The organism is Streptomyces sp. NPDC055966 (assembly GCF_042269865.1).
Lineage (GTDB): Bacteria > Actinomycetota > Actinomycetes > Streptomycetales > Streptomycetaceae > Streptomyces.
Map to the genome: position 1 here is coordinate 22,589 of NZ_JBHJYK010000039.1, position 15,461 is coordinate 38,049.

General features: G+C 69.4%; 9 protein-coding genes and 4 pseudogenes. 6 read left to right on the plus strand and 7 right to left on the minus strand.

The window, feature by feature from the left end; genetic code table 11:
- Positions 1–70: 70 nt before the first annotated feature.
- Positions 71–1,609, minus strand: coding sequence for an ArnT family glycosyltransferase (locus ACFC8N_RS45700; protein WP_376295575.1), 1,539 nt, complete (start codon positions 1,607–1,609; stop codon positions 71–73).
- A 1,030-nt stretch (positions 1,610–2,639) separates the two neighbouring features.
- Here ACFC8N_RS45700 and ACFC8N_RS45705 point away from each other — a divergent pair.
- Positions 2,640–2,769, plus strand: a pseudogene (locus ACFC8N_RS45705) (IS5/IS1182 family transposase); the annotation flags it as partial.
- Here the strand turns inward: ACFC8N_RS45705 and ACFC8N_RS45710 are convergent.
- On the minus strand, positions 2,770–3,066 hold the full coding sequence (locus tag ACFC8N_RS45710) for a hypothetical protein (protein WP_376295576.1): 297 nt from the start codon (positions 3,064–3,066) through the stop codon (positions 2,770–2,772).
- Positions 3,067–3,282: 216 nt separating this feature from the next.
- Between ACFC8N_RS45710 and ACFC8N_RS45715 the strand changes: the two are divergent.
- Positions 3,283–3,417, plus strand: a pseudogene (locus ACFC8N_RS45715) (IS256 family transposase); the annotation flags it as partial.
- Positions 3,418–3,994: 577 nt separating this feature from the next.
- Complete coding sequence (locus tag ACFC8N_RS45720) at positions 3,995–5,017, plus strand: LD-carboxypeptidase (RefSeq protein WP_376295577.1); 1,023 nt, start codon at positions 3,995–3,997, stop codon at positions 5,015–5,017.
- Between the two features lie 83 nt (positions 5,018–5,100).
- On the opposite strand, the pseudogene istB reads toward ACFC8N_RS45720, so the two are convergent.
- Positions 5,101–5,889 (minus strand): annotated as a pseudogene (gene istB / locus ACFC8N_RS45725) (IS21-like element helper ATPase IstB).
- A complete protein-coding gene (locus tag ACFC8N_RS45730) occupies positions 5,886–6,773 on the minus strand; it encodes a hypothetical protein (RefSeq protein ID WP_376295579.1) in 888 nt (295 codons plus the stop codon). The pseudogene istB and the gene ACFC8N_RS45730 overlap by 4 nt, the downstream one beginning before the upstream one ends.
- A 203-nt stretch (positions 6,774–6,976) precedes the next feature.
- On the opposite strand from ACFC8N_RS45730, the gene ACFC8N_RS45735 reads away from it, so the two are divergent.
- A complete protein-coding gene (locus tag ACFC8N_RS45735; protein WP_356040391.1) occupies positions 6,977–7,597 on the plus strand; it encodes a class I SAM-dependent methyltransferase in 621 nt (206 codons plus the stop codon).
- Between the two features lie 121 nt (positions 7,598–7,718).
- Here the strand turns inward: ACFC8N_RS45735 and ACFC8N_RS45740 are convergent.
- Positions 7,719–8,815 (minus strand): annotated as a pseudogene (locus ACFC8N_RS45740) (helix-hairpin-helix domain-containing protein); the annotation flags it as partial.
- A 64-nt stretch (positions 8,816–8,879) separates the two neighbouring features.
- Positions 8,880–9,275 (minus strand): hypothetical protein, encoded by a 396-nt coding sequence (locus tag ACFC8N_RS45745; protein WP_376295581.1) that lies wholly within the window; start codon positions 9,273–9,275, stop codon positions 8,880–8,882.
- Between the two features lie 290 nt (positions 9,276–9,565).
- Between ACFC8N_RS45745 and ACFC8N_RS45750 the strand changes: the two genes are divergently transcribed.
- The gene (locus tag ACFC8N_RS45750) at positions 9,566–9,991 is read left to right on the plus strand and encodes a helicase associated domain-containing protein (protein WP_376295582.1); all 426 of its coding nucleotides are present in this window, start codon (positions 9,566–9,568) and stop codon (positions 9,989–9,991) included.
- Between the two features lie 740 nt (positions 9,992–10,731).
- Positions 10,732–14,562: an amino acid adenylation domain-containing protein gene (locus tag ACFC8N_RS45755; RefSeq protein ID WP_376295584.1), complete on the plus strand. Its 3,831-nt coding sequence runs from the start codon at positions 10,732–10,734 to the stop codon at positions 14,560–14,562.
- Positions 14,563–14,743: 181 nt separating this feature from the next.
- On the opposite strand, the gene ACFC8N_RS45760 is transcribed toward ACFC8N_RS45755, so the two are convergent.
- Positions 14,744–15,409 (minus strand): transposase, encoded by a 666-nt coding sequence (locus ACFC8N_RS45760; protein ID WP_376295585.1) that lies wholly within the window; start codon positions 15,407–15,409, stop codon positions 14,744–14,746.
- Between the last annotated feature and the right edge of the window lie 52 nt (positions 15,410–15,461).

Consider the following 15,461-nt stretch of genomic DNA (forward strand, 5'->3'; position numbering starts at 1 on the left):
GCAGAACACCCAGTGGTGCAGCGGTCAGGACGCTTCATGCCGTCCGGCTCTTGCCGCTGGGGCGGGGCCGTCACGCGTAGTTGCGCAGTTCGGGCCACATCTTGCCCCAGGGGCGGCGGGGGCCTGTGCAGACGTAGACGTGGCCGCCCCATTCGACGTTGTGCACGCCGTAGGGGTTGGAGAGGGTGGCGGTCACGCGGACGTGCCGGAAGTACTGGCGCAGATGGGCGGCGTACTCGGGGGCGTGGTCGGGGCCGGGTGCGACGGCCACCACGGTCGTGGCGTCAGGGTTGCCGGGACCCCACCACCAGTCGGTGTTGTGGGCGCTCACTGCGGTGGGCAACCCGGTACCGCGGCCGAGTTCGTTGATGGCGCCGGCCTCGCCGTAGTCGGCCGTGAAGATCACCGCGTTCGCGCGCTGCTCGGGCGGGAGACCGGTCCATACCTGCCGCAGGGTGCCCACCAGTTGGGGCCAGCCCAGGGATTCCCCCGAATTCGAGTTGATGCCGTACGTCCAGGCCACGTCGGAGGGCGGCAGTACCGGCAGCACGATCACGGCGAGCAGCGCAGTCGAGACGGCGGTTGCGACCATCAAGCCGCGCAGCCGGCCCGGTCGGGAGTGCAGCCACCCGTCGAGTCCCACGGCCCCGGCCGCCAGCAGGCACACATACAGGCCGCCCAGGTAGTACACCTGCGCTCCGGTCGTCACGGCGAACAGCACGTACAGCACGGCGTACGCGGTCACCAGGCACCGCCACAGCGGCCGGCCGGACCGCCACAGGAACCGCAGGCCCACTACCCACAGCACCGTCATCGCCAGACAGGCCATGCCGAACTGCCCCACGATCCAGGTGAGGATGTTCCCCGGGCCCCCGTTCTTCCCGTTCAGCGCCCGCGTCATCTCGAACATCGCCCAGCCGTGCCGCGCCTGCCACCACAGGTCCGGCAGCACGAGCAGCACGGCTATCGCGGCGCCCGCGAGGAGTCGGCGGTCAACCGCGGTCCGGCGGGCCGGCCCCAGCAGCACGGCGGCCAGCAGCACGACCCCGAAAATAGCCGCGAGGTGGTTGAATTCCGCGCCAATGCCGACCAGCGCTCCCGCAGCGAGCCACCACCGCGTGTCGCCGGTACGGCCGATCCGTACGACCACGAGCGCGATCGCCGCCCACGCCAGCACTTCGTACGACGTGGTGTTGGCAACGTGCGCGCCGCCCAGCAGCACAGGCATGGTGGCGGTCGCGACCGCCGCGAGCAACTGGGCCCGCCGCGCGCCGCCGAACTCACGCGCGGTCATCCCGCCCACGACCACCGTGCCCGCGGCGGCCAGCGCGGGCCACAGCCGCAGGCCCGCCTCCGAGACCCCGAACAGCGACAGCGAGACCCGGGCCAGCAGAGGCGCCAGCGCCGGCTGGTCCACATAGCTCGCCTGGAGGTGCCGAGCGCAGTCCAGGAAGTACAGCTCGTCGATATGGAAGCCGTAGCGCGGCGACAGCGCCATCAGCACGGCTAAGACCACCCCCGCGACGGCGAACACCCGCCGGTCCAGCGGTGCGATCCCCCCGCCGGCCTCCCCGTCCGCACGCCGCCCCACATCCGTCGCGTCCGTCATCCCCGCTACCCCCCCCGTCCTCGGCCCCTCGGTCGCATCGCCCGTCCGGGGGCGACCCGGCGCGCGCTCCCGGGCCGCTCGTACCCTACGCACCCAGTCCACGCGAGGTGAAGCACCCCCGACCAGCGCTTCCGGGCGGCCCCTCGGGTCAACTCGTGAAGGCCTGAGCGGCCCTGCCGGGTGGTGCCGGTGCCCAGTGACGGCCGGTCACGTCGCCTCCCACGATCCGCGCCTGGCCACCTGCTCGACCGCCGCCCACACTGTGGGCCACGGCTCGCCTGCGCCGTACCGGGGCCGAAGGAACGGCAGACCGCCCTGCACATCCGTCAGAACTCCGCCCGGCCACGCGCCGTGGCCCGGACCAGGTCCCCGACCCCGGCCGGACGTGTCACCGCTGTACCGGTCACCGCGCACCGACCTGCGATGTCTCGGCCCGCTTCCGGCGGCGCTGCACTGGGTCGATCGCCCGCGCGCTGCCCTCACCGTCCGCGACCCGGGCCCGGTAGTCCGCCTAGTCACGCGATGTCCAGGAGTCCATCCCGGCCGGGAAGTCCTCGCCGGCACCCACGCGTCCGCCTCGGCCGCCGGGACTCCGCACATGCCGACGCAGGGCTCGCACGCGTGCAGGTCCGCGCTGACCGTGTCTGCCGGTCGGCCCAGCCGCACGGGGAACCGCGGGTCGGGGGTGCCGCTGCACCAGCATCACGAGCGGCCCGTGCGCTGCTGGTCGCTCAACTGGTCCAGGTGCAGCGCGGGAGCGTCCACCAGGGCGCCCGGGCCGGAAGATGTGCCGCGCGTCGTCATCGTCAGGCCTCGTTCGTCGTCCGCGGTGCCCGCCGGTCCCCCTAGGGGGTGAAAGGGACCGGCAGGCCGTCAACTGGCCGATCGGGAACGATCACCGGACGGCCGGTAATCACTCAACTCCGCTGCGCTCTACCGGGCAAGGGCGCAGAGTAAGAAGTGAGTTGCACCGGTTGCACACACGCTCGGGGGTCTCGATGGGACGTGAACCGCTCACGCAGTCAAGCCCATCGAACGCACGCTGTCGTGGCTGGGTGGCTGCCGCCGCCTGCACCGCCCCTACGAGCGCAAGGCCGAGCGCTTCCTCCGCCTTCGTCGGCCTCGCCAGCGCTCTGATCTGTTACCGGCGACTGCTGTGATCAACGATTCTGAGCAGCAACGCCGGCAAACAGAACAGCCGCCGCACCGAGAACGAGCAGGTGAACGGACCCAGCGATCCACAACCGCAGGCCCATCAACCCACCTCCCGCCACGACCGCTGCGCAACCACAGATCCACGCTCCGCGCTGCCCGGCTTGGGCAGTGCGAATGCCGGGGGATCCGAAGTCATCACCCGAGAACATCACATGCATCCCGAGCCAGACAATAAGCATGACCGACACCGGTAGAAGCGCGATCGTGAGCCCAAGATCCAACCACACCGAAGGACGCTGCATGTCCGCCAGCGTGCCGCCCCATCCGCAGATACACCTGAGTATGGGTACTCATCCTGCACACCAACTGAGCGATCAGGTTGCGTCCAAGGAAGTAAGGAAGTGGTGTACGGGTTCGACCTGATACGGGGGTTTGCTCCGGCGTCGGGGTGAGGGCCGCATAGTTGAACGGCCACCGGCTGATCTTCGAGGTGTCGAAGCTCGAAGGAGATCAGCACGATGACCGCACCCGACAGTCTGCCCCTGCACGCCCTCGCCGAGGACAACCTCGCAGCGGCGAGTCCCGATCTGCTGCGCGCGATCGTCAAGACGTTCGCCGACGCGCTCATGTCCGCGGAGGCCGATGCCCTCTGCAACGTCGAAGCCCCACTTGACGATCTTTGGGGTGTCGCCGGGATAAGCGCCAAACCCGCCAGTAGTCTCGGCAGTCATCCGGGCGGGTTGCGACGGGTGCGCAGCGCCAGTACCAGGCAGGCCTTAGTCGCGGCGATGGCGAGTGAAGCGGGCAGCCGTGCCCATGAGGTGCCCTCGACCGGCGCTTGGGCGGCGAGCAGTACCGCTGCGGTCGCGGCGGCGATGTCGGTGCGGGTGTCGCCTGCGGGTGGCCGGGCGGGGCGCTGACACCGACTGTCCAGGCGTCGGTGACGAGCAGGTAGGCGAGTAGCAGGGCGGCGGTGCAGACAACCAGCCAGACCGGGGGGCCGGTGGCCGTGGCGACCACGATCGCCGCGGCCGGCAGCACGGTTGGCTAGGGCGGCGCTATTTGGCTCCACTCAGGGCGACTCCAACGGGCCCCCCTTTGGGGAGGATGCGCGAAGATCAGGCGTCGGCAAGTGGCCCCGGAAGGCGGCTTGCTCTGGGCCCGGGGGCTTCGTGGCTGGACGCCGGTAAACGTGTCGCGTGGTGCTGAGGGTGTCGGGATACTGCCTCGGTGATCCTTACTGCGCTGCCTGAACTGCTTCGTCCTCGTGCGCTGAGGCCCGGAGATCTCGTCGTTGTCGCATCGCTGTCCGGGCCGCTCCATGCCGTTTACGAGCCCGACCTTGAGCAGGCGGTGGTCGTGCTGGAACGGATGGGGTTCCGCGTGCGTCGGGCGCCGCTCCTCGAAGCGGGACGGCACCGTTGGTGGAGTGCGGCTCGGCCGACGGAGATCGCCGAAGAGCTCAATGCTCTTCTGCGGGATCCCGAAGTGCGCGCGATCATCGCGCATGACGGCGGCCAGACGGTGCTCGGTTACCTCGACCTGATCGATGTCGAGGCGATCGTGGCCGACCCCAAGCCGATCCTCGGCTACAGCGACATCTCGCTGCTGCATCTGGTGCTCTACGCGCGCACGGGTCTGGTCGGCTTCCATACCGACGTGGCCACCCCTGGAATCGGCGGGCGTTGGCAGCGCGCGAGCGCAGCACGCAGGGCGGAACTCGAAAAGCTCTACTCGACGCTGCTGACAGGTACGGAGCCGATCGGTGCGCTGCCGTCCACTCCATCGTGGGAGTGCTGGCGTGCTGGTCGCACCGAGGGCCGCCTGATCGGAGGGGTGATCAACCGCATCGTGCTGGCGCAGGCGACGCCCTACGCGCTGCCGCCCGAGTGGTTCGACGGCGCGGTGCTGTTCTGGGAGGAGAGCGGCGGCCAGGCAGCGTATATGTGGAGCTATCTGCAGGTACTGCGGCACGCGGGCATCCTCGATCGGATCTCCGGCATGGTCGTGGGCATCCCGGAGGCGATCGACGGACTCGACTCGCCCGACGGGGCCCCGACCCTGCGCGAGATCGTCCTCGACGTCCTCGGCGACCGTGACATCCCGGTCCTGGGTAACGTCGAGTTCGGACATGCCGGACCGAATCTGCCGATGCCGGTCGGCATCCGCGTCGCCCTCGACGCGCAGCAGCGAACGTTGTCGCTGCTCGAACCGGCGGTACGCCCGGTCACGGTGACCGAACCGGGCGGATGAGCAACGTAGGCCAGCGGGCCGACAGCCTCGGCAACACGCGCCGCAATGCGAGTACGGCGACAGTATTGGGGAACGGCTCAGGGCTATTTCAGCCCGTTGGTCATGTTCGCCTTGGTGCGGGCCAGTCGATAGGACTCCGTTCCGGTCTCGATCAAAGTGGCGTTGAAGGTCAGCCGGTCCACGATGGCCGCGCATAGCCGCGGGTCGGTGAACGTCTTTGACCAGCCGGTGAACGCCTCGTTGGAGGCGATCGCGATGCTGTTCTTCTCCTCGCGCTTGGTGAGAACCTGGAAGAGCATCTCCGCGCCGCGGCGGTCGAGTTCGAGATAGCCGAGCTCGTCGATTTCGAGCAGGTCGACACGTCCGTAGCGGGCGATGGTCTTGCCGAGCTGCTTGTCGTCGGCGGCTTCGACGAGCTCGTTCACCAGGGAAGCCGCAGTGGTGTAGCGGACGCGGAAGTCGGCCATGGCAGCCGCGGTGCCCAAGCCGATCAGCAGGTGGGACTTGCCGGTGCCAGAGTCCCCGATCAGGCACGGCGGGTAGCCCTTGGCGATCCAGTCGCAGGTGGCGAGGTTGTAGATGACAGCCGGATCGACATTGGGGTTGGCGGTGTAGTCGAACTCGCGCAGCGACTTCTCGCGCGGGAAGTGCGCAGCCGGGATGCGGCGTTCGGCCCTGCGGCGGCTGCGGTCGTCGCACTCGGCGAGCAGGAGCTCGGCGAGGAATCCGGCGTAGGAGAGCCCTTCGCGTTCGGCGCGGGCGATGGTGTCGGCGGCCTGCGCCCGCATGGTGGGCAGCCGCAGCATCCGTCAGGCGGTGTCGATCGCGGCGTCGGACGCCTGGGCGGTGAGCGCGTGATGGGCGGCAGTCATGACGAATCCTTCCGGCGCAGGTTCAGCAGTTCGTCCCACTGCTCCAGGCGGGACAGCGGGCGGGCATCCTCAGGCAGGGGCCGGGCCAGACGGCGTGGGGTGAAATGGTTGACCTGCGACAACTGGGGATCTGACAGTTCCGTCGGGTCCGCCGATGCCGGTGTGGCGGTGACGGTGGGCGCCCGGCCGGCTGCCTGGGCGGCCTTGCGGGCTTCCAGGGCGACCACGTCGTCGCTGCAGGTGCCCAGGTCGACGGCGGCCCTCAGGCCCGCCAGCACGTCCGCGTGCTGCTGATGGCGGTGCAGAAGCAGAGCTCTGACCAGGGCCTTCGTTCCATCGATCTCGCGGAGCTGCCGCTGGGCCATGGCCCTGAACGCCTCGTGCTCGGCGGTGAACGTGCCCTCCGCGCGGGCCTGGTGGAGTGCCTCGGAGCGATCCAGGGCGCCGGGCTTGCGCAGCAGCACCTCCAGATAGTGGTCCAGGACCAGGTGCTCCAGACCGCGGCCGGCGAGCCGGGCATGGCGGGCGATCTCGCGGCGGCCCGCGAAGACGACCAGCATGTCGCCGGTCAGGTGGACGGTGACCTTGTGGTCGATGAATCGGACCGGGACGGAGTAGGAGCACATCTTCACCGTGATCCGGCTGTAGCGGTCGACCCGCGGCTGAAAGGTCATCGCCGTCTCGAACGCATCCATCGGCAGCGGCAGCAGGCGCGGCGCCTCCCGCACGAAGTCCTGGCCGATGGTGCGGATCCGTGAGCCGATCCGCCGCTGAAGCTCCCGCTCCTCGAACGCCGTGATCTGCCCGTTGAGGTTCTCCAGCGTCTCCACTCGCGGGACGGGGGTGAGGTAATTGCGCCGGAAGCAGCCGATCTGGCCCTCCACTCCGCCCTTCTCATGGGCGCCGCGCAGTCCGGGCTCGCAGTAGAAGGGGTGAAGCCGAACCTCCGCGAGTTCGCGAATTCTGAGAGGTCCTCGTGGCGAACCCACGGGTCCAGGCTGGCAGGCGGCCTGTATGGGCACTCCGGTTCAGCTTGTGTCGAGATATTTGTTCGCCCTGGCTGGGACCACTGGCTAACGTCTCGACCGTGGACATCACAGATCCCAAGGACCTGGTCCGACGTGGGTACGACGCCGTCTCCTTGCGTTACGACGAGGCATACGGCGCCGAGACGAAGTACCAGTCACTGCTCGGTGACCTCTGCCAGCGGATCCCGGCCGGTGGGACGGTGCTGGACCTGGGCTGCGGCAGCGGGGTGCCGGTCGCACGCACTCTGGCCGCCGCCGGCTACCGGGTCACCGGCATAGACATCAGCGAGGTGCAGATCCGCCGGGCCCGCGAGCGGGTACCTGAGGCAGAGTTCATCCACTCTGATGCCACGGCTGTCTCCTTCGGCGCCGCGTCCTTCGACGCCATCGTCTCCTTCTTCGCCCTGATCCATATTCCACTGGCCGAGCAGCCGCCCCTGCTGCGGAAGATTGCTGGGTGGCTCCGCCCGGGAGGCTGTTTCGTGGCCACCACGGGACACGGCGAGTGGACCGGAATCGAGGAGAACTGGCTCGGGGGCGGCGCCCCGATGTGGTGGAGCCATGCGGATGCTGCCACCAACCGTGAGTGGATCGAACAGGCCGGCTTGACGGTCGAGCGGGAGGAGTTCGTCCCTGAGGGCGACGGCGGACATGCCCTGTTCTGGGCACGCCGCCCATAAAGTTCCAGCTCAGCAGGTACGCGACTCGTGTTCGGCAGCTGAGACGGCGACCGCGGTCGTATAGCGGAGGCTGGTCTTGGCGCCGACGGAGAAGACATGTGCGAGGTGGAGGTGATCCGCGCCCGGCGTTGTCGCCTGCGACCGCCAGGGTGGTCTTCTCGGAGACGCTGGAGGAGGAGCGGCCGCCGGCCCGTTCGATGAGTTCGTTCATCTGGTTGCGGCTGAGCTGTTCCAGCGACCCGGTCAACGCGCCGGTGACCACGACGGTCATCCCGGTGAGCGGGCCGGCGGCCGCAGTGGAGGCCGCGGTCGCGCCCTCGGTGCCGGTGTCTGCGGCGGTCGGAGCGAACGTGGCGCCGGGCTCCGTCATGTTCACTCCGGCTGCGGCGAGTTTGTCGATGAGCGGGGCGAGTTCGGCCAGTTCGGCGACGATGGAGGGTGCCTTCTCGGCGCCGATGCCCTCGACCTCTTGCAGGGCGTCGGCGTCGGCGGCACGGATGTTGTCCATGGTCGCGAAGTGCCGGGCGATCCGCCGGGACATGGAGCGGCCCGTCCCGCGGACGCCGAGTGCGCACAGCACCCGCAACAGCGGCTGAGTCTTGGCCTGGGTCAGGGCGGCCAGCAGGTTGTCGCTGCTCGTTTCAGCCATCCGCTGCAGTGAGAGCAGTTGGTCGCGGGTGAGGGCGAACAGGTCGGCGAGATCGGTGACCAGGCCGGCTTCCACGAGTTGCACGACACGGGTGGTGCCGAGGCCGTCGATGTCGAGCTGGTCACGGCCGGCGGCGTAGGTGAGGGAGGCGACCAGGTGGCAGTTGCGGCCCTGCTCGCAGCGCCAGCGTTCCTCGGTGGTGTCGATGCCGGACCCGCATCGCGGGGGCACACCTACGGGAACACGATGGGCTGCTCGGCGCCGGTGCGCGGGTGGGCGACGGGGGCCTCGATGCGTGGGATGACGTCGCCGGCGCGGTGGACCATGACGTGGTCGCCCAGACGCAGATCGCGGCGGGTGATGTCGGCCGGGTCGTGCAGCGTGGCGTAGGTGAGGGTGGAGCCGTCGATCTCGACCGGTTCCAGGACGCCGCGCGGGGCGATGATTCCGGTGCGGCCCACGTTCCACTCCACTTCGAGCAGCCGGGTGATCTTCTCGGCGGCGGGCAGCTTGTAGGCGATCGCCCAGCACGGGGTCCGCGATCCCGATCCGGCGGCCTGCTGGTCGGCGTCTCGCCATAAGGCGGCCGCGGGGGCTCACCGCGTCAGAGTCGCTCAGGCGGCTTGGATGTGCTCATCGGTCGCCCGTGTGCGGGTGGAGGGGGCGTGGCAGTGGCTGACGCCAGTCGCCCAGCGTCGTGAGGAGAAACTGGCGGGCGAGAGGACGTATTGCGTCCCACACCGGATCTGTGACCAGGGCGTTGGCCCAGAGGGGGACGCGGCATACGGCCTCGGCCTCGGCGAGGCAACGGCCGATGGCCTGAAGATCCCGCAGATTCTCGGGTTCAACGGCTCCGCGCTCCGCGAGTCCCTCGGAGATGCGGCAGAGGAGTTCCACCTCTTCAACGACAGACTCTGTCTCCAGCTCCCGTTCACCCAGCCAGGCAAGCTGAGCCTGAGGGTCGGCTGCGAGGAGAGCCACAAAACGCAGCGTCCAAGTACGCAGGTGCGCGTCGCCGAGAAGATTCATGCGTGCAGGATCGCACCTAGCTCCCGCCAGACGTGATCGATGACCCGGAGGGGCGGCAATGGCAGGCGCGGCGCCCGCGGATGTTGAACCCCGAGTGCCGCTGCCTCAATCGGACAGCGCCGGACAGCGGTCCTCCCGAAGTGGCGCCCATCTGCTGTTCGTTCTCATGAACATAACCAAGGCGTTCACGAAGCGGGCGGGGCACGCGCGGGTGCCGTACGGGCACGGGGAGGGCGCACCCGCTCGGCCAGTGGTTCGCCGAACAGCGGCGCGCCTACTCAGCTGGGCAGATGACGGGCAAACGGGCCGGGCGGCTGGAGCAGCTCGGCATGGTCTGGTCGGTCGCCGACGAGCGGTTCGAGGAGAACCTGGAGGCCGCCCGCGCGTATTACGAGGTCCACTGGACCCTGCGCGCACCCAGGACGGCAACCGCCCTGGACCGACCGGTGGGACAGCGACTGTCCAACCTGCGCCGGCCCGGGGCCCTCAACGGCCACTCGACGTGGAAGGCCGCGCTGGAAGCGGTCGATGAGCACTGGAACCCGGACTGGACTCCGGACTGGCAGCGGCACTATGCCGCGCTGTGCGAGCTGGTCGGCGAGGAAGAGGGCCAAGCGGACGTCCTGCCCGGCGTCACGGTCCACCGCATGGACATCGGGAAGCGGCTCGCCAGGCAACGCCGGCACAACACGTGGCAGGGCCTGATGGCCAAGTAGCGCGAGCTGCCGGAGACAGTCGGCGTCGTGCCACACCCGCCGGAGCAGGAAGCACCCGCCGAAGTCCGAAAGGCGGGCTCTGGGGCCTTCGAGCGGGGTGTCGCGGCCCCCTGGACGCAGCACAATGCCCGCACGGGCCCTGTACGGCCCATCAGTCAATCCCCTCTCCCCCACTCTTTGGAGTGACCTGGACGTGAGTGAGCCGCGGCAGGTGGCACCAGGGCTCACTAGGGTTGCCTTGGTGCCGCCTCTTCGAGGGGGATCCGGTCGCCGCGGGATTCGCGTGCCGTGTCAGCCAGAACGTCGGCGTTCCGTGCCCGTTCCTTGTCGCGTGTTCACCGGATCCGTTCGACCTGCTTGTTCGATGTCCCGGTCGTACACTTGGAGTCGCTCCACCGACAACGTTGTCAGTGTTCCACTCGGCCCCGTCCGCCTGTTCGGCTGGCGGCCGGCGCACGGCGGCAAGAACGGAGGCGTTGAGCGAGTCCCGGCGAAGGTTTCCGGGGCGAGGATGCTTTTGTCACGGCGGTCGGCCTTTCACGCTGTCAGGGAGTATCGCGTTGCGCTGGTCCCGCGCAGGTTGCGAGGCATGGTGCTCCCGATCCTGACTGCAGCTATTGCCGAAGACCTCCCGCGCACGTCTTGCTGCCGGGCCGTACTGGCTCGGGAGATCTGCAGAAGTCTCCCGCCCGGTGCCCGCCGTCGCCACCCATCGAGCACACCTACGTGGGGACGATGCCATGAGGACTGTGAGCGCACTGATATCCGGCACCTCTCTCACGGGCCTGTGTCTGCCCGATCTGCTGGCCCGGCAGGCCGCTTTGCGTCCAGAGGCCACGGCGGTCACCTTCCGCGACGAACGGCTCAGCTACCGTGAACTCGACCGGCAGAGCCGCGACTTGGGTGACCGTCTTGCCCGGCTCGGCGTCGGCCCCGAGACATGTGTCGGTCTGTTCACCGAGCCGTCCCTGGAATTGATGATCGGGGTGTGGGGCATTCTGGGCGCGGGGGCCGCCTATCTGCCGCTGTCCCTGGACTACCCCGAGGACCGGCTGCGCTACATGATCGAGGATTCCGGGGCGCCCGTCATTGTGACGCAAGAACACCTGCGCGAGCGTCTGGCGGCCATGGCCCCCCGGGACGTCCTGGTGCTCACGTCGGACGAGGTGACGCCGGGCCTGGGTGAGCGCGCCTCCGCACTGGAGGGGCAGCCGGGCCATCTCGCGTATGTCATCTACACCTCGGGCAGCACGGGCCGGCCGAAGGGGGTGGGGATCGAGAACCGGGCCGTCGAGAGCCAGCTTCGCTGGCTCGCCTCCCGCGGCTATCTCGGACCGCAGGTCACCATCCTGCAGAAGACGCCCATGAGTTTCGACGCCGCCCAGTGGGAGATCCTCGCCCCGGCCGCCGGTGCCCATGTCGTCATGGGCACCCCGGGCATCCACCGGGACCCGCAGGCCATCGCCGAGGCCGTGCGCGCCCACGGTGTCACCCACCTGCAGTGCGTGCCGACGCTGCTCCAGGCCCTCCTGGACACCGAGGAGTTCGCCTCCTGCACCTCGCTGCGGCGCGTCTTCTCCGGCGGCGAGGCGCTCACCCACAAACTGGCCCGCGACTTCTTCCACGGGCTGCCGGGCGCGTGTCTGGTCAACCTCTACGGGCCGACCGAGACCACCATCAACGCCACCTTCCACGAGGTGGACCCCGCGGCCATCGACGGCGGCACGTCCTGCACGGTGCCCATCGGCGTACCGGTGACCGGCGTTACGGCGTATGTCCTGGACGAGAACCTGGCACCGGTCGACATCGCTGTGGCCGGCGAGCTGTATCTGGGCGGCGCGCAGCTGGCCCGTGGCTATCTGGGCCGCCCCGGGCAGACGCTGGAGCGCTTCGTCGCCTCGCCGTTCGAGCCGGGCGAGCGCCTGTACCGCACGGGGGATGTGTGCCTGTGGAACCCGGACGGCACCCTGCAGTTCGCGGGCCGCGCCGACAACCAGGTCAAGCTGCGCGGCTATCGCGTGGAGCTGGAGGAGGTGGCCTCGCGCATCGAGGAGCACACCTGGGTGCGCCGCGCCGCCGCGATCGTCACCGACGAGGTGCGCACCGGCCATCCGGCGCTGGTCGCGTGCGTCGAGCTGAACCCCCGTACGGCAGCCGTCATGGACCAGGGCTCGCACGGCGCCCACCACCAGTCCAAGGCGTCGAAACTCCAGGTCAAGGCACAGCTGTCCAACCCGGGCCTGCGCGAGCCGGCCCAACTGGCGGGCCGCCCGGCCATCGCTCTGCCCGGCCGTGCGGAGACCGCCGTGCAGCGCCGGGAGACCTTCGCCCGCAAGACGTACCGCTTCTACGACGGCGGCCCGGTCACCCGTGAGGACCTCCTCGCCGTGCTCGCACCGCGCCCGGTCCCGGAGTCCTCCCGGCCGCTGAGCGAGCTGAGCCCGGCCGAACTGGGCCGGATCCTGCGCTGGTTCGGCCAGTTCCACAGCGAGGAACGGCTGCTGCCGAAGTACTCCTACGCCTCACCGGGCGCCCTGTACGCCACCCAGCTGTACGTCGAGTCCGGTGGCGTCGCGGGTCTCGCGCCCGGCGTGTACTACTACCATCCGGTCGACCACAGCCTGGTCCGCGTCGGTGGCGGCACCGGCCGCTGCCCGGACGGCGGGCTGCTGGTGCACTTCCTCGGCAAGCGGCGGGCGATCGAACCCGTCTACCGGACCAACATCCAGGAAGTGCTGGAATTCGAGACCGGCCATATGCTCGGCGTGTTCGAACGGGTGCTGCCCGCCCACGGTCTGACCATCGCCCCGCTCGGCCACTTCCCGCCGGTCAAGGACGTCCTGGACGTCGCCGAGGAGGACCACTACCTCGGCACCTTCGAGATCACCGCGAACGACGGCCGGCCCCGCCAGGACCCCACCGAGCTGTATGTCCAGGCCCACCCGGGCCGCATCCAGGGCCTGCCCGGCGGTCAGTACCGCTACCGCGACGGGGCGCTGGAGCGCATCGGCGACGAGCTGATCGAGGCCCGGCACGTCATCGCCATCAACCAGGGCGTGTACGCCCGCGCGAGCTTCGCCATCAGCGCGGTCAGCCGGGCCGCCGAACCCTGGCTGGAGTACATCGCCCTCGGCACCCGACTGCACCACTTCCAGCGCACGCCGGGCTTCGGCTTCATGTCCTCGGGCTACTCCTCCAAGTCCGGGCACCCGCTGCCCGCCGCCCGCCGCCTCGACGACATCCTCGGCTCGGCCGGCATCCCCGCCGGCCCGTCGTACTTCTTCCTCGGCGGCCGCGTCAGCGACGAGCAGGTGGCCGGCGAGGACATGTACGAGGACGCGGTCCACACCCAGGGGCCCGCGGAGATGATCCGCGACGAACTGGCCCGCTCCCTGCCCGACTTCATGCTCCCGAACCGGGTCCTCGTCCTCGACGCACTGCCGCTGACGGCCAACGGCAAGGTCGACACCAAGGCCCTGGCCGCCTCCCCCGAGGTGGCCACCGCCCGGCAGCCCGGCGTGTGCGTGGCACCGGCCACACCGACCGAGCAATGGCTGGCCGAGGTCTGGGGCACGGCGCTGAAGTACGAGGACGTCTCCAGCGAGGACGAGTTCTTCGCCTGCGGCGGCAACTCACTGATCGCCGTGGCCCTCGTCAACCGCATCAACAAGCACTTCGGCACCCGCCTCCCGCTCCAGGTCCTCTTCGAGACACCGAAGCTGCGCGACCTGGCCGCCCGCGTCGACAACGACGTGGCGGCCCCGGCCTCCCGCCTGATCCCGCTCGCCCGGGACGGCGGCTTCGCCCCGGTCTTCTGCTGGCCCGGCCTCGGCGGTTACCCGATGAACCTGCGCCTGCTGGGCCAGCAGGCCAACCTGGACCGCCCCTTCTACGGCATCCAGGCGCACGGCATCAACGCGGGCGAGCTCCCGTACGACACCATCCGCGAGACGGCCGCCTCCGATCTTGCGGAGATCCGCCGCATCCAGCCCAGCGGCCCCTACACCCTGTGGGGCTACTCCTTCGGTGCCCGCATCGCCTTCGAGACGGCCTGGCAGCTGGAACAGGCCGGGGAGAAGGTCGAGCGCCTGTTCCTGATCTGCCCCGGCAACCCCAAGGTCCGCCAGGAGAACGGCAACACCCACGGCCGGGAGGCGTCCTACGACAACCCGGCGTACGTCACGATCCTCTTCTCCGTCTTCACCGGCACGATCCACGGCCCCGCCCTGGACGCCTGCCTGGAACGGACCCACGACGAGGACAGCTTCGTCTCCTGCATCCACGATCAGCTGCCGTCCCTGGACGAGGACACGATCCGCCGCATCACCCGCATCGTCACCATCACCTACGAGTTCGACTACACCTTCCGCGAACTGACCGAACGCACGGTGCAGGCACCCATCACCCTCTTCAAGGCCCAGGGAGACGACTACTCCTTCATCGAGTCCCACACCGCGTACTCGACCACGCCGCCCGTCGTCGTCCCACTGCAGGGCGACCACTACAGCATCCTGAAACCCCACGGCCTGCCGGAACTGCTCACCGCGACCCGCACCGCGATGGGCCACTGAACGGCGTTGTCAGGTTGTCCGTGTGCTGGATGCTGAGGGGTGTGCCCGGGCGTGGTGAGGCCGGTGACGGTGGTGTGTTCCGGCCGTGGTCGGCACGCAGGTGACTGGTTCCAGATGGCGAACCGGCCGGCACGTCCGACGAGCCGTGCCGCCGGCACCGGCCCGACGCCGGGCGTGTTCATCAGCGTGCTGCCTGCGGAATCGACCAGTTCCTCCATGCGTACGGCATTCTCCGCCAGCCGTTTGTCCAGCTCCCGGATCTCCGTGACCAGGCCGCAGCCAGGTGCTTGCTGACCATTTCGACGTCGCCGACGGGGCGGGCCGTACCAAGCAGCACAGCGGCCTGGTGCGCCGACGGCTGCGGCGGGGCACCGCCGGGCAGCAGATCACGCAACACCGCGTCCAACTGGTTGACGGTACGAACTCGAGCCTGCGCGAGGTTGACGCGTCGTTCGTCGAGCAGGGCCAGAGCCGTGGTGTGATCGTCCGTGTTCACCTCACGCCTGTCTCCGTCGATGTGGGCCGTGGCAGCCGCGGCGGCATCGATCCGGTCGTTCTTGCGGCCGCCACCACGGGTGAGTTGACGGACGCGGCTGGTCGCCGAGGCAGGTACATCCACGACGGTCTCGCCGCGGGCGACGAGCCACTGGGCCAGGTGCCGGCCGAGCCCATTGGCGTTCTCCACCACCCACTTGTGCTGCGGCCAGCGGCGACCCCAGGTCGGGAGACGCCGGTAATCCGCGAGGTCTGCTTCGATCCTCAGCGAACCGGCCTGCTGATTCGAGGCAGGGTCGACGGCGGTAGCGGTGCGAGCGGACTTGTGCGGGTCAACGCCGAGCGATATCACGAGTTCGCTCCTCACTGCCGGACGACGGGACGTCCACTGCCGACACGTCGAC